The sequence below is a fragment of the Nocardia macrotermitis genome, assembly GCF_009604405.1.
In the GTDB taxonomy this organism is placed as follows: Bacteria; Actinomycetota; Actinomycetes; order Mycobacteriales; family Mycobacteriaceae; genus Nocardia; species Nocardia macrotermitis.
In genome coordinates this window covers 34,172-50,933 of sequence record NZ_WEGK01000002.1, presented here as the reverse complement: position 1 = coordinate 50,933, position 16,762 = coordinate 34,172, and the positions used below count along the sequence as shown (strand labels likewise).

Below are 16,762 nucleotides of genomic sequence, written 5' to 3'. Positions count from 1 at the left end.
TGAGTCGAAAAATCCCCATCGATCTGCGGCTTCGAAAGTGCTACGCTGCGTAGTAGAAGATCCATCCATCACACCCGGGGCGGGGTGACTGCCATGGCAGTACGCACAGGTCTCAGCAGCGGAACGCTTGCCGGACAGGCTGATTCGGCGGATCAGCGATACCGGGCGGCCGGTTTCGCGAAACGTTCCATCAACAAGGTCTTTCCGACGCACTGGTCGTTCCTGCTCGGCGAGATCGCGCTCTACAGCTTCATCATCCTGCTGCTGTCGGGCATCTATCTGACGCTGTTCTTCGACCCATCGATGACCGAGGTCGTCTACAACGGCTCGTACCAGCCACTGCGCGGCGTCTCGATGTCACGCGCCTACGAATCGGCCCTGGACATCAGCTTCGATGTGCGCGGCGGGCTGTTCGTGCGACAGGTACACCATTGGGCCGCACTGCTTTTCACCGCTTCGATGATCGTGCACCTGTGCCGCATCTTCTTCACCGGCGCGTTCCGCAAACCGCGCGAGGCGAACTGGGTGATCGGTGCGGTGCTGTTGATCCTGGCCATGTTCGAGGGCTTCTTCGGCTATTCGCTGCCCGACGATCTGCTGTCCGGCACCGGCCTGCGCGCCGCGTTCGCGGGCATCACCATGAGCACCCCGGTGATCGGAACGTGGTTGCACTGGTTGATGTTCGGCGGCGACTTCCCCGGCACGATCATCATCCCGCGCCTGTACATCGCGCACGTCCTGCTGCTACCCGGCATCATGCTCGCGCTCATCGCCGCGCACGTCGCCCTGGTCTGGTACCAGAAACACACCCAGTTCCCCGGCCCGGCGCGCACCGAACGCAACGTCGTGGGCGCGCGCATCGTGCCGGTGTTCGCCGCGGATCAGGGCGCGTTCTTCATGTTCACCCTCGGCATCGTCGCGTTCATGGGCGGCGTCCTGCAGATCAATCCGATCTGGAACATGGGGCCCTACAACCCATCTCAGGTCTCGGCGGGCACCCAGCCCGACTTCTACATGATGTGGACCGACGGATTCCTGCGGCTGTTCCCGGCCTGGGAGATGTACCCGCTCGGGCACACCGTGCCGGGGCCCGTCGCGGTCGCGGTCATGATGGCGGTGATCTTCGGCGTGCTGATCAGCTATCCGTGGATCGAGAAACGCCTGAGTCACGATCGCGCGGCGCACAACCTGCTGCAACGCCCCCGCGACGTCCCCGTCCGCACCGCGATCGGCGCGATGGCGTTGACGTTCTACCTGGTCCTGACCCTGGCCTGCGTCAACGACGTCATCGCCCTGAAATTCGACATCTCGCTCAACGCCACCACCTGGATCTTCCGCATCGGTCTGCTGATCGCGCCGCCGCTGGCCTATCTGCTCGCCTACCGGATGTGTATCGCGTTGCAGCGCAGCGATCGTGCGGTTCTCGAGCACGGGATCGAGACCGGCATCGTGCGCAGGCTGCCGCACGGCGAGTACATCGAGATCCATCAGCCGCTGGGCCCGGTCGACGCGCACGGACATCCGATTCCGCTGACGTATCAGGGCGCGGCGATCCCGAAGAAGATGAACCGGCTGGGCCTTTCCGGCAAACCGGGCCTCGGCAGCTTCCTGCGGGCGGATCCGCAGGTAGAGGCCGAACAACTGGAGGCAGCCGACCGCAACCGGGAGCGCGAGCAACTCGCGGTGCTGCGGAGCCGGGTGCGCGAACCCGAGAACCGGGACTGATCCGCACACGCGAAGGCCCCGAGCCGCACGGCCCGGGGCCCGATGTGTCGATTTCTATCGGCCGGTCAGCCCCGCCCCGACAGCCGACTCGTCACCCCCGCGACGAACGAATCCCATTCGCCGGGAGTGAACCCCAGCATCGGACCGCGGCCGTGATCCTTGGTGTCCCGCAGCGCGACATTGCCGTCGCGCAGGAACGCCACCTCGACACAGTTTCCATCCGGACCACTGTGTCTGCTCTTGAACCACACGGCATCGGTTGTATCCAACTTCACGGCACTTGCTCCTTCATCGCTTCGAGCTGAGAATTAGCTGACTTCATTCGTTCCGGCAGCGGGATCCCCTCGAAAAGACAGCAACCCCGTTACTGCGCCCCGCGGGGCGCAGTCTGCGTACTGCTTGACTCGTGGTGCGTGTCCACTTTCCGCACCTTGCGGGGGCCTCACCCCCGTTCAGACACTAGCAGGTTTCCGCAATGTTGCGCTGTCCTCTTTTCGAATCCAATCATGCATATCCGCCCAGACCGGAACCATCGAATGTGTTTGCAGAATTATAGCCAGCTAACATTTCTCGAGTCGGGCAAACATTATTAGGTACATAATTCGACCGAAGTTCCCGTACCCCGATCCGCCCGCACCGACACCCGCCGCGCACACCGTGGATCATGGAGCCGTGGTGCAACGCGATCGAGACGATGCCGGACATGCCCGCAATGCCCGCCCCCGCGACCGCCTCGGACGCCCGCTACCTCCTGGCACCCCTGGTGTGGAGCGGATTCCGGAGGATCTCGAGCTGGCGCCCGACGAGACGCTGGACTACGCCCAGCGACTCCTCGACGACGGTCTCGCCTTCAACGCGCACGAGGTGCTGGAGGCCGCCTGGAAGAGCGGACCGTTCGCCGAAAGGATGCTGTGGCAGGGACTGGCGCAATACGCGGTCGGACTCACGCACATCCAGCGCGGTAATCCGAAGGGGGCCAGGACACTGCTGGAACGGGCCGTCGGGCGGCTGGCGGACGCGGAACCGTTGCCGTACCGGCTCGACGGCGCAGGTCTACGCACTCATGCCGAACGTCTATTGGCCGATCTGGCCGCCGGACGCGAGATCCCCGAGGAAAAATTGATTCCTCGTCTACGGGGCTGAACATGAACGGACATTCCGGCGCGGGCCGATTCGCCCCGAGCCCCTCGGGCGATCTGCATCTGGGCAATCTGCGCACCGCACTGCTCGCCTGGTTGTTCGCCCGTACCACCGGACGCGCCTTCGGTATCCGGATCGAGGATCTGGATCGGGTACGCCCCGGGGCGGCGGAACGTCAACTGTCCGATCTGGCCGCGCTCGGTCTGGACTGGGACGGTCCGGTCACCCGCCAGTCCGAGCGGCTCGCGCTGCACCACGCCGCGGTCGACGGGCTCACCGCGGCCGGGCTGACCTACGAATGTTATTGCACCCGAAGGGAAATCCAGCAGGCCGCGCAGGCGCCGCACGGGCCGATGGGCGCGTATCCGGGCACCTGCCGCGAGCTGTCCGCGACCGAACGTGCCGAGCGGCGCGCACAGGGGCGTCCGGCGGCGTTGCGATTACGTTCGAAGACAAGCGAATTCGAGATCGTCGACGGGCTGCGCGGGCATTATCGGGGCCTGGTGGACGATTTCGTGCTGCGGCGCGGCGACGGCATCCCCGCCTACAACCTCGCGGTCGTGGTCGACGACGCCGATCAGGGGGTGGATCAGGTGGTGCGCGGCGACGATCTGCTGCCCTCCACGCCGCGGCAGGCGTATCTGGCCACGTTGCTCGGCGTGAATGTGCCACGGTACGTACACGTTCCGCTGGTGCTCAATCGTGACGGCAAACGTCTGGCCAAACGTGACGGAGCCGTCACGCTCGCCGATCGGCGGGCGCTGGGCGAATCACCGCAACAGGTGTTCGCGCTGCTCGCGGACTCGCTGGGATATCGGGCAAATCGCCCGCACGAGTTGCTCGCACAGTTCCGGCCCGCACTGCTGCCCACCACGCCGTGGGTACTCGCGACCAATGATGTGGTGGAACCGAGCCGGAATCCGTAACGTACGCCGGGTCCGAAGCCACGACCACATCTACGAGGACTACACGAAATATGACGAGCGGTGGGTACGACCCCAACCAATACCCCCAGGGCGGCCAGCCGTACGGTCAGCCTTATCCGCAGCCCGGTCAGCAGCCCTACGCGGGTCAGCCGGACTACGGGCAGCAGCAGCCGTACGGCCAGCAACCGTACCCACAGGGGGGACAGCAGTATCCGCAGGGGGCACCGCAGGACCCCTACGGGCAGCAACCGTACGGGCAGCCGGTCGGCGGGCAGCAGTATCCGTCGGATCCCTATGCGCAGCAGCAGCAGCCTTACGGGCAGCCGGGGTATGGTGCGCCGGGCGCGCCGGGGTTCCCCGGGATGCCGGGGATTCCGGGTCTGCCGCCGGGGGCGCAGCCCGGTGAGCTGGGCATTCGGATCGGTGCGCGGGTCATCGACATGATCATCGTCCTCATCCCGGGCTACCTGCTCTACTTCCTCATCCAGATGACCTTGGGCTTCTCCTTCGGCGCGCAGATGGTCGGCGGGCTGCTCCTGGGCCTGGTCGGTGCGCTGTACTTCCCGGTGATGGAAGCCACGCAGGGCTTCACGCTCGGGAAGAAGATCCTCGGTCTGCGGACGCTGGGCCCCAACGGCGCACCGAAGCCGGACTTCCAGCAGGCGCTGATCCGCAACATCTACGCGATCTGCAACCTGGTCTGGTGCCTCGGCGGCATCGCCGCGTTGGTCATCATCATCGTCATGATGGTCACCATCGAGCAGTCGCCCATCAAACAGGGCTGGCACGACCGGATCGCCGGTGGCACCCAGGTGATCAAGGGCTGACCCCCGCCACACCGAAATACCAAGGGGCGCATCCGATCACGGATGCGCCCCTTGTCATCTCCCGAGTCTCAATAAGTACTCGACGACGAACTCCCGATGATGGCCACCACGACGACGAAGTACGCGACGACCAGGACGATGATCCCGATCCCGATCCAGATTCCGGCCAGCGCCATCCCGCGGCCGTCCTGATTACGCTCGCGGATCTGACCGAGCGCGATGAATCCCAGAATCACCCCGACGATCGAGGTGACACCGCAGGTCGCGAGCCCGGCGAGGGAGGTGACCAGCGAGGCGATGGCCATACCGTTGGAACTGCGCGGCTGCGGATAGCCGTACGGCTGATAACCGGGCGCGGCCGCGTAGGGCTGCGCGATCGGCTGCACCGGCTGCTGGGGATAGCTCGGATAGGGCTGCGGAGGCGGGGTGGACGGGTACTGCGGGGCCGCGTTGTAGGCCGGCGGAGGCGGCGGTGCCGATGGTTGGCCCCCCGACTCCGACGACACACCCTCGCCGCCGTACTGCTTCCACCACTCGTCGGAATCGCCGGGATTCGTCATTCGCTCAGCCTATTCCAAGCTACCCGCTTCCCGGTATCGTGATTATCTCGTGAGTGAAACAAGACAAACGCCGGAAATCGACGAGTCTGGACGCCCCGCGGCCGAGCACGCGTCGTTCGCGCGAGCCGTGGGGAGCCCGTACACCCTGATCGTGGTGGTTTTCACCACCACCCTGATGATCTCGAACATCTGCGCCACCAAGGGCGTGCAGTTCTTCGGCGGACACCATCTGTCGCTCGGACCGCTCGAGATCCTGCCGATCACCACCGACGGCGCGTTCTTCCTGTTCCCGCTGGCCTACGTCATCGGCGACATCCTCAGCGAGGTCTACGGTTTCAAGGCCGCTCGCCGCACCATCTACTACGGCTTCGGCATGCTGGCGCTGATGGTGCTGTGCTTCTGGATCGCCATCGGCCTGCCCGCCGCCGACTTCTACAGCAACCAGGACGCCTTCCGCACCGTCGCCGGCACCACCCCGCAACTGGTCGCCGCGGGTCTGGCCGGATACGTCGTCGGCCAGTTCCTGAACTCGGTCACCCTGGTCCTGATCAAGGAGCGCACCAAGGAGAAGCACCTGTGGGCCCGCCTGCTGGGCTCCACGGTCGCAGGCGAATTCGGCGACACCCTCATCTTCTGCTCCATCGCCGCCACCGCCATCGGCATCAACACCTGGGGCGCATTCCTGAATTACGTTCTGGTGGGCTTCATCTGGAAAACTCTCTGCGAGGTCATCGTCATGCCCATCAGCTACCGCTGCATAGCCTTCCTCAAGAAGCGCGAACCCACCTACGCCCCCCTCGACCGCCCAGCCCTCTACAGCTGACCCCTCGCGGTAACCCCCTCCACCCCAATACCTTTCGGACACCCGAACCAATCGGGTGTCCGAATGCTGTTGCGCCCGCCCCGATGTCAGCATCGGCCACTGTAACGTTCGACGATTCCCCACCTATCTCACCGATCATCAGCGTGCACCGCACGTCGGAGAACAACCGCAGGAAGCACCTGCACCGTGGAGATGAGGGGCCATGACCAGCACACTCGACCGGATCAATGTCATTGCCGACAAACTTCGGGCGACACAGTCATCGATCACCACCGAAGAGGCGACGAAGAACGCGCTGATCATGCCGTTCATCGCACAGGTGCTCGGCTACGACGTCTTCGATCCGGCCGAAGTCGTGCCCGAATTCGTGTCGGACGTCGGCACCAAGAAGGGCGAGAAGATCGACTACGCGATCCTCCGGGACGGTGCCGTTCAGATCCTGATCGAGTGCAAGAAGATCGCCGAACCTCTCAACATCAACCATGCCTCGCAACTGTTCCGGTACTTCTCGGTGACCTCGGCCCGGATCGCGATACTGACCAACGGCCGCGAGTACCAGATCTATACCGACGGCGATCGCCCGAACATCATGGATTCGAAGCCGTTCCTGGTGTTCGACGTACTGGATATGGACAAAGTTCTCGTTCCGGAGGTAGCGAAGCTGTCGAAGGAGTCGTTCGATCTCGATTCGATCGTCAGCGCCGCCGAAGAACTCAAGTACATCGGGCAGATCAAACGCCTACTGGCACAGGAGATGAAGCTGCCCACCGAGGATTGGATCCGGTTCTTCATCGCCCGCGTCTACGAGGGAAAGGCGACGCAGCGGATCGTGGATCAGTTCCGCCCCCTGGTGACGAAGGCCGCAGCACAGTTCATCGCAGACCAGGTGAGCGACCGCCTGAACAACGCGCTCGGCGACAACACCGGCGCCGTCATCGCCGCCCCCTCCGAATCTCCGGTAGCCACCGCACCGAACGTGCCCGAGCCGGAAACGCCGGTGACAGAGGACGGCATAGTCACCACCGAGGAGGAACTCGACGGCTTCAACATCGTTCGCGCCATCCTCGCCAAGGAGATCGCCCCGGACAGGGTTTACTACCGCGACGCGAAGGCCTATTTCGCGATTCTCCTCGACGACAACAACCGCAAACCGATTGTGCGCCTTCACCTCAACGGTAAGAGCATCAAGTTCATCACGACCTTCGAAAACGGCAAGGACGGGGAGCGTCGCGACATCGCCAGCGTTGTCGACCTGTATCAGCATGCCGACCAGCTGCTGACGACGGTGAAGAACTACGGATGAGAGCGAACCACCGTCGCTACGGCGCCACCAGCCGGGGTGCGACCATGGGCCCGACTCCGCCGCCGCAACTGACATCACTACCCCGGTAACCCTTTCCACCCCAATACCTTTCGGACACCCGAACCAATCGGGTGTCCGAATGCTGTTGCGCGCCTGGATGTATCGGCCTCTTCATCATGATGAGTGATTGCCTCGCGAGCCACATCACGGTGAGACATGCGGCGGCACACCGTCCGCGGACGCTCCCGATCGGCCCCACCCGGGACACCGATCGCGCACCGCAGTGTTGCGTTTCGGGGCGAAAATCGGCCCGAAAAGAAACACAAGTGGCACTTTGCTTTCCTTGTTGGCCTCGAAAGGAAACAGAAGTGGGCATATGCTTTCTTTGTGCATCCCGAGAAGTTCGCTGACAACCCGACGGGGTTCCTTGTGCCCATCGCCGGAACGGACCAGCGGTGGGGTGCGTGGTCGCATGTCGCGTTCGTTCCGGATCCGCTGCCCAGCGAGACGCCGGAGTTGAGTGCGGCGACGTTCAACGTGGTGGCCAATGCGCGAGCCGCGCTGGCGGCGTTGGACGCGTCCGCACGTCAGCTGCCGAATCCGGCGTTGCTGCGGCAGCCGACGCTGCGACAGGAGGCACAGAGCACCTCCGCGCTGGAGGGAACCTACGCACCCCTCGAGGAAGTGCTCGGGGTGGATGCCGATGAGCGACCGGCCGATGCGGCGATGCGGGAGGTGTTCAACTACGTCATCGCGGCCGAGCACGCGTTCGACTGGATCGAGGACGGGCGGCCGCTCACCATCGGGATGCTCGAATCGATGCAGGGAATCCTGGTCGACGGCACGTCCGCCGATACTCGCCAGGCCGGGCGCATCCGAACATCGCAGGTGGTGATCGGCAGCCACCGTGGTGCGCAGGTGCGCGACGCGCGATTCATTCCACCGCCCCCCGGTATAGATTTCGAAGGCCGGGTTCGCGACTGCATCGACTGGGTCATGCAGCCCAACGACGCGATCGACCCGCTGGTGCGGGCGGGGATGGCGCACTACCAGTTCGAAACGCTACATCCGTTCAACGACGGCAACGGGCGGATCGGACGCCTGCTGATCGTGCTGCAACTTCACCTGTCGGGCGTGCTGTCCGAGCCGACGCTGACGGTTTCGCCCTGGTTCGAGGCTCGGCGGGCCGAGTACTACGACCGCCTGCTCGCCGTGAGCACGAACGGCGACTGGGACGGCTGGATCAGATTCTTCGCGACCGGTGTGGGCGCGGCCGCGAATGCGACCGGTAGGCAACTCACGGACCTGATCCGAATGCAGCACGAGTTGAAGGCTCGGGTGCGCACCGCCGGGCTACGCGCGGAAAACGCTGTGCGACTGGTGGATTACGCACTCGCTCAACCGATCTTCACCGTCCGCAACGTGAGTCAGCACCTGGCGGTGACCATGCCCCGCGCCAGGACCCTGGTCTCGCAGTTGGTCGACGCCGATGTCCTGCGCCAGTACGACGACAGCACCTACGGCCGCCGATTCAGCGCCCCCGACATCCTCGCCATCCTGCTGCGTTGAGCGTCATCCGATCCGCGCACCCGCGACGTCGGGCACCCGGGGCGTAGGTTGTTGGGATGCGGATTGGGGAGTTGGCCAGGCGGACGGGGGTCAGTCCGCGGTCGCTGCGGTATTACGAAGAGCAGGGGTTGTTGGCCAGTTCGCGGTCCGATGCCGGGCAGCGGCATTATGCCGAGGGGGCGGTGCCGCGGGTGTCGTTGATTCGGCGGTTGTTCGAGGCGGGGATGTCGAGTCGGGTGATCGTGAGTGTGTTGCCGTGCGTGGATATTCCGGATGATCTGGATGTTGCCGAGGAGACGTTCGCGGCGATGATGCGTGAGCGCGAGCGGATCGACGCCGAGATCGCGCATCTGGTCGAGACGCGGGCTGCGCTCGACGCGCTGATCAAGGGGAACAGTCGGCATCGGGCGGAGCTGTCCGCGACCTCGGGAACGGTGGCCGAGTCGGCTTGACGTTGTGATCTGCGTCTCAGGTGGTTGCCCCTGACATCGGTGTGAGGGATGAGGATGGCCGCAGAGCCCGGAACCACCGGGATCGGGCGACGCAGGAGGCGGCGAAAGATGGTGCAGGCGTGGGGTTTCGGCAGGTTCGGCGGGGCCGAGGTGCAGGAGTTGTTCGATCGTCCCGATCCTGTCCCGGGTCGTGGCGAGGTGCTGATCCGGGTCGATATCGCCGGTGTGAATCCGCTCGACCACGTGGTGCGCTCGGGTCTGGTCGACGGGCTCGACGGCGGGCGTCCGTTTCCGCGCGTACTGGGGATGGAGGCAGCGGGAACCGTGCTGGCCCTGGGGACGGATGTCGACGGGCTCGAGGAGGGTGACGCGGTCTTCGGTTTCGCGCTCACCGGTGGCGGCACCTACGCCGAGACGACGGTGCTGTCCGCGCCGAACACCGCGCGCATCCCGGCGGGTCTGTCAGCGACCGTGGCGGCGACGCTGCCCGTGGCCGGGACGACCGCGGTCGATGCGCTCGACCAACTCGACCTTCCGTCCGGTGCCACGGTCCTGGTCAACGGGGTCGGAGGTGGGGTCGGCCTCGCCGTGGCCGGGCTGGCCGTCGGGCGCGAGCTGCGGGTGATCGGCACCGGGAGTGCGGCCAAGCGCGAGCCTGCCGAGGCCATCGGGGTGCGATTCATCGACTACACCGCCGGGGACGTCGTCGCCGCGGCGCGCGAACTCGCCCCGGACGGCGTCGACGGGATCATCGACCTGGTCGGCGGGACCTCGCTGCGGACGGTCGTTCCGCTGGCGCGGGATTCCCGCAACGTCATCGCCGTGGGCGATCAGTCCGTTGCCGAACTCGGCGGGCGTTTCGTCGAACGTCGCCTCGACCGCGAAAACCTGGAGCGCGCGGCCCGGCTGGCGCTCGACGGCGTGCTCGCACCCGTGATCAGCGCGGTCCATCCGCTCGCCGACGCCCCGGCCGCCCTCGCCACGGTCGAGAACGGTCACGCTGCGGGCAAGGTCGTCATCAAGGTGACGTGAGTTGGAGAGCAGGCCGCACACCGGCCCGGCGCGGGCTACGGGGTGGCGATGCGGCCCTGCCAGCGGCCGAGGGTGTCGGATTTGAAGTCGTCGTAGTAGCCGCCGTCGATGCTGGCGCGGATGTTGTCGACCAGGCGGATCGTGAAACGTTCGTTGTGGATCGTGCAGAGGGTGGCGGCCAGCATTTCCTTGGCCTTGAAGAGGTGGTGGATGTAGGCGCGGGTGTAGTGGGCGCAGGTGTAGCAGTCACAGGAATCGTCGATGGGGGTGAAATCGCGGCGGAAGCGGCTGGTGTTGATGTTGAAGCGGCCCTCGGCGACGTAGATCGCGGCATTGCGGGCGACTCGGGAGGGGTTGACGCAGTCGAAGGTGTCCGCGCCGTTCTCGACGGCGACGAAGAAATCCTCCGGTTCGCTGATGCCGAGCAGGTGGCGCGGTTTGTCCTCGGGGAGTTCGTCGCAGCACCAGCCGACGATCGTGCCGAGATTGTGTTTCTCCAGTGCGCCGCCGATCCCGTAACCGTCGAAACCCGTTCCGGCACTTCCCCGTAACGCCTCCAGCTCGCGACATGCCTTGCGGCGCAGGTCCTCGTACTGCGCGCCCTGGATCACCGCGAACAATGCCTGATACGGGCGGTGGGTGCGTTCGGCGGTGAGCCGCTCGTGCTCGTCGATGCAGCGCTGCGCCCACTCGTGCGTGCGTTGCAGCGACTTCTCCTGGTAGCCACGGGTATTGAACAGCGTGGTGAGCTCGTCGAACGCGAACATGATGTCCGCGCCGAGACGATGCTGGATCCCCATCGACACCTCGGGGGTGAACCGGTGGCTCGACCCGTCCAGATGCGACCGGAAGGTGACCCCGTCGTCGTCCACGACCGCGAGCCGCTGCTTCCCCTCGGCGATCACATCGTCGCTCTGCACGCCGACCGCCTCCATGGCCAGCACCTTCTTGAACCCCACCCCCAGCGACATCACCTGGAATCCGCCACTGTCGGTGAACGTCGGCCCCGGCCAATTCATGAACCGGCCCAAACCGCCCGCCTCGTCCACGATGTCCGATCCGGGTTGCAGATACAGGTGATAGGCGTTGGCGAGCAACGCCTGCGCCCCGATCTCCCGCATCGTCTCCGGCAACACCGCCTTCACGGTCGCCTTCGTCCCCACCGGAATGAACGCGGGCGTCGAAATACTCCCGTGCGGCGTCCGCAACACCCCCGACCGCCCGTGCCGCCCCTCCAGCCGGGTACCGATGGAAAACGAGAAATCAGCGGGATCAGCCACCCCGCAATACTGCCAGGCAGTATTTCCCGGCGGAATTCACACCGCGTCGAGCGAGTCCTCGAGGTCCTGATCGGTTGCGGCGCCGGCGAATTGGGCGCGGTAGAGCTGGTAGTAGTGCCCTCGGGCGGCGAGCAGCTGGGTGTGGGTGCCCTGCTCCACGATCCGCCCGGAGTCCATGACGATGATCAGATCCGCATCCCTGATCGTCGAAAGACGGTGCGCGATAACGAAACTCGTGCGATCCCGGCGCAACGCCGCCATCGCGTGCTGCACCAGCAGCTCGGTGCGGGTGTCGACCGAACTGGTGGCCTCGTCCAGGATCAGGATGGACGGTTTGGCCAGGAAGGCGCGGGCGATCGTGATCAGCTGCTTCTCACCGGCGCTGACGCCCGACCCCTCTTCATCGATCACCGTGTCGTACCCGTTGGGCAGCGAATGCACGAAACGATCGACGAAGGCGTCGCGGGCGGCTTCCAGTATCTCCGCCTCGCTCGCCTCGGGATTGCCGTAGGCGATGTTCTCCCGGATGGTGCCGCCGAACAGCCAGGTGTCCTGCAACACCATGCCGATCCGCGAACGCAGATGATCGCGCGTGAGCCGGGTGATGTCGACGCCGTCGATACTGATGACGCCCTCGTCCACCTCGTAGAACCGTTCCAGCAGATTCACCAGCGTGGTCTTGCCCGCGCCGGTCGGCCCGACGATGGCCACCACATGGCCGGGTTCGGCGACCAGCGACAGGTTCTCGATGATCGGCTTGTCGGCCTCGTACCGGAACGACACGTCCTCGAACGCCACCCGCCCGCGATCCACCGGCCGCGAATCCTCCTGCGCCGGATCGGCGATCTGCTCGGGCGCGTCGAGGATCTCGAAGATCCGCTCCGCCGAGGCCACCCCGGATTGCAGCAGGTTGATCATCGAACCGATCTGCGTGAGCGGCTGGCTGAACCCGCGCGAGTACTGGATGAACGCCTGCACCTCACCGAGGGACAGACTGCCCGAGGCCACCCGCAACCCGCCGACCACCGCGATCAGCACGTAGTTGAGGTTTCCGACGAACATCATCACCGGCATGATCAGCCCGGAGATGAACTGCGCCCGGAAACTCGACTCGTACAGCTTGTCGTTGCGCCGATCGAACTCCCGCCCGACCTCGTTCATCCGGCCGAACGCCGTCACCACCTCGTGCCCGGTGTACGCCTCCTCGACCTGCGCGTTCACCAGTCCGGTGTATTTCCACTGATCGATGAAGTGTGGTTTGGACCGTTTCGCGATCTGCGCTGTCACCACCACCGCGACCGGCACGGTGAGCAGCGCGATCAACGCCAGCAGCGGCGAGATCCAGAACATCATGATCAGGATGCCGATCACGGTCAGCACCGAGGTCACCATCTGGCTCAGCGTCTGTTGCAGGCTCTGCGACATGTTGTCGACGTCGTTGGTGACACGGCTGAGCAGATCCCCGCGCGGATTGTTGTCGAAATAGCTCAGCGGCAGCCGGTGGATCTTCTCCTCGACATCGGCGCGCAGCCGCTTGATCACACGGTTGATCACGGTGGTGAGCAGATATCCCTGCAACCAGCCGAACACGCCGGCGCAGATGTACAGCACCAGCACCACCATCAGCACCCGGCCGACCGCGGCGAAATCCACACCGGTACCGGGGATCACGTCCATCCCGGCGAGCATGTCGGCCATCCGGCTCTCGCCGCGGGCGCGCAGTCCGGCGATGGCCTGATCCTTGGTGACCCCGGCGGGCAACTGCTTGCCGATGACGCCGTCGAAGATCAGGTTGGTGGCCCTACCGAGGATCTGCGGGCCGAGAGTATTGAGCACCACCGCGATCACGGCCAGCACCAGGATCACCGTGACCAGCACCCGATCGGGCGCGAGCCGGCGCAGCAGCCGCTTCAGCGAGGGCACGAAGGATTTGGCCTTGGTTCCGGGAGCGCCCGGACCGGGCATACCGGGTCTCATCGCGCGGCCTCCTCCGGGCTGTACTGCGATTCCACGATCTCGCGGTACTCACCGCAGTCGCGCAACAGTTCGTCGTGGGTGCCTTGCCCAACCACCGCACCGTCCTCCAGCACGATGATCCGATCGGCCTCGCGGACCGTCGAGATCCGTTGTGCCACAGTGATCACCGCGGCGTCGGCGATTTCCGGACGCAGGGCCTCGCGCACCCGGGCGTCGGTGGCGACGTCGAGTGCGGAGAAGCAGTCGTCGAACAGGTAGATCCGGGGTTTGCGCACCAGCGCGCGGGCGATCGCCAGCCGCTGCCGCTGACCACCCGAGACGGTGGTGCCGCCCTGGGCCATCGGCGTCTGCAACCCTTCCGGCATGACCCGCACGAAATCCTCGGCCTGCGCGATCCGCAGGGCGTGCCAGAGTTCCTCTTCGGTGGCCTCGGGATTGCCGTAACGCAGATTGTCGGCGATCGTGCCGGTGAACAGGTACGCCTTCTGCGGCACCAAACCGATTTGCGCGCGCAGTATTTCGAGATCGAGTTGCCGCACGTCGACGCCGCCGACCAGCACCTCGCCACCGGTCACATCGATCAGCCTCGGTACGAGATTGACCAGCGTGGTCTTGCCCGCACCGGTCGAGCCGACGATCGCGAGAGTCTGCCCCGGATCGACGCGGAATCGCACATCGCGCACCACGGGTTTCTCCGCGCCGGGGAAAGTGAATGCGGCCGCGGCGAATTCGACCGAACCGGGATCGCGGGTGAAAGGCTGCGGCTGTAGCGGCGGGACCACCGAGGATTCGGTCTCCAGCACCGTGGAGATGCGTTCGGCCGACACCGCCGCGCGCGGGGCCATCATCGCCAGGAACGAGGCCATCATCACGGCCATCAGGATCTGCATGATGTAGGCCAGCATCGCGGTCAGCGAACCGACCTGCATCGTGCCGTTGTCGATGGCGTGCCCGCCGAACCACAGCACCGCCACCGTGGTCACATTGCTGATCAGCATGACCGCGGGGAACATCAGCGCACTCAACCGCCCGACATACAGCGACGCCTTGGTCAGATCGGTGTTGGCCAGCTCGAAACGCGCCGTCTCGTGTCGTTCGCGCACGAACGCCCGGACCACGCGGATACCCGTGATCTGTTCGCGCAGCACCCGATTCACCCCGTCGATGCGGGACTGCACGGCCCGGAACCCGGGCACCATCCGGGAGATGATCACCGCCATGGTCAACGCCAGCACCGGCACCGCGACCAGCAGGATCCAGGACAACCCGAACGCCTGCCGCAACGCCATCACGATGCCGCCGACGCACATGATCGGCGCCATCACCAGAATGGTCACACTCATCACGACCAGCAGCTGCACCTGCTGCACATCGTTGGTGTTGCGGGTGATCAGCGAGGGCGCGCCGAACATGCCGACCTCCCGCGCGGAGAAGGTGCCCACCCGATGCAGCAGCGCCGCGCGGATATCGCGCCCGGCGCCCATCGCGGCCTGCGCGCCGAGATAGACCGAGGTCGCCGAGGCGAGGATCTGCACGCCCGAGATCAGCAGCATCCACAGCCCGGTCCGCCAGATGTAACCGATATCGCCCTTGGTCACGCCGTTATCGATGATGTCGGCGTTGAGCGTCGGCAGATACAGCATCGCGATCACCGCGACGAGCTGCAGCACGACGACACCGGCGAGCTGGGCTCGATACGGTGCGGCGAAGGTGCGGAGCAGTCGGATCAACATGATGGATGCAGGCTACCGCCAAGGACCGACACATTCGTCCGGGTTTCTCCCCCAGCGGACACCATGGCGCACCGAGGTCATCGACCTTTTCGGCACCGCCACCCGCCCCGGCTCATCGAACCGCCCGCAGCGAGCTGCGACCGCTTGGTTCCGGACCGACGCCGCGGCCGAAACCTGTTCCACCTCAATGGAACCAGCCCGACCCACCAGGGTCAGCGTTCGACAGCTCCTTCGGGGCTGGGTCGGCGGGACCAGGCTCCCGGATCGGCGGTCAGTGCGTCGACGAATTCCGGAAGCTCCCCGGTGGCGATCTGGGCGATCGACACTTCCTCGAGGACCGCGCGGATGTTCACCCGCAACGCGATCCACACCTGCTGAAGCGGTTCCGCCACACCGGAATACCGGACGTCCTCGGGACGCTGCCCACGCACCGATGCCAGTGGGCCCTCGACCGCGCGGATGACGTCGGCGATGCTGATCCGCTCGGCGGGACGGGCGAGCCGGTAGCCGCCCTCGGGACCGCGACGGCTGGTCAGCAGACCCGCTCGACGCAGTTGCGCGGCGGTCGCCTCGAGGATCTTCGGCGGAATCTCCTGGGCGATGGCGATGGTCTCGGCCTTCACCGAATCATGTTGCGCGCCATCCGAATCGGATTGGGTGCGGGCGATCTCGAGCAGTATCCGGACGGCGTTGTCGACCCGCGGCGAGATGTGCACCGCTCACTCCCCCGCGAGGACGCCGAGCGCCGCGTTCAACAGCACCGTTTCGATGAGTTCGTCGTTCGCACCGGGTGCGAGTTCGCGCGACCAGAACACCGAGGTCAGCATCTCCAGCGAGGCGCTCGCGCGCAACATGGCCGCGTCGTCCGGATCGGGACCGGCCAGCCAGGTACACAGGCGGCGGTTGTTATCGATGATGTCCGGGTACAGATCGCTGATCGCGTTGAGGATCGTGACGCTGTCCCGCACGCACATCGCGCCCGCGGTGCGATTGCGCAACAGCACTCCCAACTGGGCCGCGAGCACGTGCCGGACATTCCGCGCGGTGTGCTCGAGCCCCTCGGCGACGTCGACGTTTCCCCGGAGTTCGTCGAAGATCGGCTGGATCACCGCGAGCAGCAGATCGAGCTTCGACGCGTAGTGATAGTAGAGCGACGCCTTTGTGATTCCTACCGCATCTGCGACCTCGCGCAGGCTCGTCTGATCGAATCCCTTGGCGGAGAACAGCCGGATCGCAGCGTCCCGAATCGCGTCCTTGGTGCTTCTACCTGCGGCGACCGATCCGACGGAACTGCGCATTGCCATTGTTCGATCCTCTCATCCCCCGTGCGCGGCGCGGACGGACGTGGCCAAGTCGAGGTTGTTGCTCCGTTTACGGCTCGGTAGTCTACCTACCGCACGGTAGGCAGGAAAAAC

At 65.4% G+C, this 16,762-nt stretch carries 16 protein-coding genes; 9 read left to right on the top strand and 7 right to left on the bottom strand.

Annotated features, from left to right (window positions below):
- Nucleotides 1-93: 93 nt before the first annotated feature.
- A complete protein-coding gene (gene qcrB, locus NRB20_RS04160) occupies nt 94-1,725 on the top strand; it encodes a cytochrome bc1 complex cytochrome b subunit (protein WP_153407914.1) in 1,632 nt (543 codons plus the stop codon).
- Nucleotides 1,726-1,790: 65 nt separating this feature from the next.
- Here qcrB and NRB20_RS04155 read toward each other — a convergent pair whose 3' ends face one another.
- The gene (locus NRB20_RS04155; RefSeq protein WP_319944456.1) at nt 1,791-2,000 is read right to left on the bottom strand and encodes a DUF397 domain-containing protein; all 210 of its coding nucleotides are present in this window, start codon (nt 1,998-2,000) and stop codon (nt 1,791-1,793) included.
- A 397-nt stretch (nt 2,001-2,397) separates the two neighbouring features.
- Between NRB20_RS04155 and NRB20_RS04150 the strand changes: the two genes are divergently transcribed.
- The 3 genes from NRB20_RS04150 to NRB20_RS39495 are packed head-to-tail and all read left to right on the top strand — an operon-like array spanning nt 2,398 to nt 4,618.
- Nucleotides 2,398-2,868, top strand: coding sequence for a DUF309 domain-containing protein (locus tag NRB20_RS04150; RefSeq protein ID WP_319944455.1), 471 nt, complete (start codon nt 2,398-2,400; stop codon nt 2,866-2,868).
- A 2-nt stretch (nt 2,869-2,870) separates the two neighbouring features.
- A complete protein-coding gene (gluQRS, locus tag NRB20_RS04145) occupies nt 2,871-3,791 on the top strand; it encodes a tRNA glutamyl-Q(34) synthetase GluQRS (protein WP_153407913.1) in 921 nt (306 codons plus the stop codon).
- 50 nt (nt 3,792-3,841) lie between these two features.
- A complete protein-coding gene (locus NRB20_RS39495) occupies nt 3,842-4,618 on the top strand; it encodes an RDD family protein (protein ID WP_153407912.1) in 777 nt (258 codons plus the stop codon).
- A gap of 68 nt (nt 4,619-4,686) precedes the next feature.
- On the opposite strand, the gene NRB20_RS04135 is transcribed toward NRB20_RS39495, so the two are convergent.
- Nucleotides 4,687-5,178 carry a DUF4190 domain-containing protein gene (locus tag NRB20_RS04135; RefSeq protein ID WP_153407911.1) on the bottom strand — a complete coding sequence of 164 codons (492 nt, stop codon included), beginning with the start codon at nt 5,176-5,178 and terminating at the stop codon, nt 4,687-4,689.
- A 49-nt stretch (nt 5,179-5,227) separates the two neighbouring features.
- On the opposite strand from NRB20_RS04135, the gene NRB20_RS04130 reads away from it, so the two are divergent.
- The 5 genes from NRB20_RS04130 (at nt 5,228) to NRB20_RS04110 (ending at nt 10,357) form a co-directional block, all read left to right on the top strand.
- The gene (locus tag NRB20_RS04130; protein ID WP_319944453.1) at nt 5,228-6,001 is read left to right on the top strand and encodes a queuosine precursor transporter; all 774 of its coding nucleotides are present in this window, start codon (nt 5,228-5,230) and stop codon (nt 5,999-6,001) included.
- A gap of 202 nt (nt 6,002-6,203) precedes the next feature.
- Complete coding sequence (locus tag NRB20_RS04125; protein WP_153407910.1) at nt 6,204-7,304, top strand: type I restriction endonuclease; 1,101 nt, start codon at nt 6,204-6,206, stop codon at nt 7,302-7,304.
- A 387-nt stretch (nt 7,305-7,691) separates the two neighbouring features.
- Nucleotides 7,692-8,873 carry a Fic family protein gene (locus NRB20_RS04120; protein ID WP_319944452.1) on the top strand — a complete coding sequence of 394 codons (1,182 nt, stop codon included), beginning with the start codon at nt 7,692-7,694 and terminating at the stop codon, nt 8,871-8,873.
- 56 nt (nt 8,874-8,929) lie between these two features.
- On the top strand, nt 8,930-9,325 hold the full coding sequence (locus NRB20_RS04115) for a MerR family transcriptional regulator (protein ID WP_153407908.1): 396 nt from the start codon (nt 8,930-8,932) through the stop codon (nt 9,323-9,325).
- Nucleotides 9,326-9,433: 108 nt separating this feature from the next.
- Complete coding sequence (locus tag NRB20_RS04110; protein WP_153407907.1) at nt 9,434-10,357, top strand: NADP-dependent oxidoreductase; 924 nt, start codon at nt 9,434-9,436, stop codon at nt 10,355-10,357.
- A 35-nt stretch (nt 10,358-10,392) separates the two neighbouring features.
- Here NRB20_RS04110 and tgt read toward each other — a convergent pair whose 3' ends face one another.
- From tgt to NRB20_RS04085, 5 genes are all read right to left on the bottom strand, one after another.
- On the bottom strand, nt 10,393-11,637 hold the full coding sequence (tgt, locus tag NRB20_RS04105) for a tRNA guanosine(34) transglycosylase Tgt (RefSeq protein WP_319944450.1): 1,245 nt from the start codon (nt 11,635-11,637) through the stop codon (nt 10,393-10,395).
- Between the two features lie 36 nt (nt 11,638-11,673).
- Nucleotides 11,674-13,614 (bottom strand): ABC transporter ATP-binding protein, encoded by a 1,941-nt coding sequence (locus NRB20_RS04100; protein WP_153407906.1) that lies wholly within the window; start codon nt 13,612-13,614, stop codon nt 11,674-11,676.
- Nucleotides 13,611-15,347 carry an ABC transporter ATP-binding protein gene (locus NRB20_RS04095; RefSeq protein ID WP_153407905.1) on the bottom strand — a complete coding sequence of 579 codons (1,737 nt, stop codon included), beginning with the start codon at nt 15,345-15,347 and terminating at the stop codon, nt 13,611-13,613. The genes NRB20_RS04100 and NRB20_RS04095 overlap by 4 nt, the downstream gene beginning before the upstream one ends.
- A 212-nt stretch (nt 15,348-15,559) precedes the next feature.
- Nucleotides 15,560-16,063: an RrF2 family transcriptional regulator gene (locus NRB20_RS04090; RefSeq protein WP_319944449.1), complete on the bottom strand. Its 504-nt coding sequence runs from the start codon at nt 16,061-16,063 to the stop codon at nt 15,560-15,562.
- Between the two features lie 3 nt (nt 16,064-16,066).
- Nucleotides 16,067-16,651: a TetR/AcrR family transcriptional regulator gene (locus tag NRB20_RS04085; protein WP_153407904.1), complete on the bottom strand. Its 585-nt coding sequence runs from the start codon at nt 16,649-16,651 to the stop codon at nt 16,067-16,069.
- Between the last annotated feature and the right edge of the window lie 111 nt (nt 16,652-16,762).

Bases quoted from the DNA above. Each gene is read 5' to 3' on its own strand.
- NRB20_RS04085 (WP_153407904.1), bottom strand. From the start codon at position 16,651: ATGGCAATGCGCAGTTCCGTCGGATCGGTCGCCGCAGGTAGAAGCACC.
- NRB20_RS04135 (WP_153407911.1), bottom strand. From the start codon at position 5,178: ATGACGAATCCCGGCGATTCCGACGAGTGGTGGAAGCAGTACGGCGGC.
- NRB20_RS04110 (WP_153407907.1), top strand. From the start codon at position 9,434: ATGGTGCAGGCGTGGGGTTTCGGCAGGTTCGGCGGGGCCGAGGTGCAG.
- NRB20_RS04115 (WP_153407908.1), top strand. From the start codon at position 8,930: ATGCGGATTGGGGAGTTGGCCAGGCGGACGGGGGTCAGTCCGCGGTCG.
- gluQRS (WP_153407913.1), top strand. From the start codon at position 2,871: ATGAACGGACATTCCGGCGCGGGCCGATTCGCCCCGAGCCCCTCGGGC.
- NRB20_RS04095 (WP_153407905.1), bottom strand. From the start codon at position 15,347: ATGTTGATCCGACTGCTCCGCACCTTCGCCGCACCGTATCGAGCCCAG.
- qcrB (WP_153407914.1), top strand. From the start codon at position 94: ATGGCAGTACGCACAGGTCTCAGCAGCGGAACGCTTGCCGGACAGGCT.
- NRB20_RS04100 (WP_153407906.1), bottom strand. From the start codon at position 13,614: ATGAGACCCGGTATGCCCGGTCCGGGCGCTCCCGGAACCAAGGCCAAA.
- NRB20_RS04125 (WP_153407910.1), top strand. From the start codon at position 6,204: ATGACCAGCACACTCGACCGGATCAATGTCATTGCCGACAAACTTCGG.
- NRB20_RS39495 (WP_153407912.1), top strand. From the start codon at position 3,842: ATGACGAGCGGTGGGTACGACCCCAACCAATACCCCCAGGGCGGCCAG.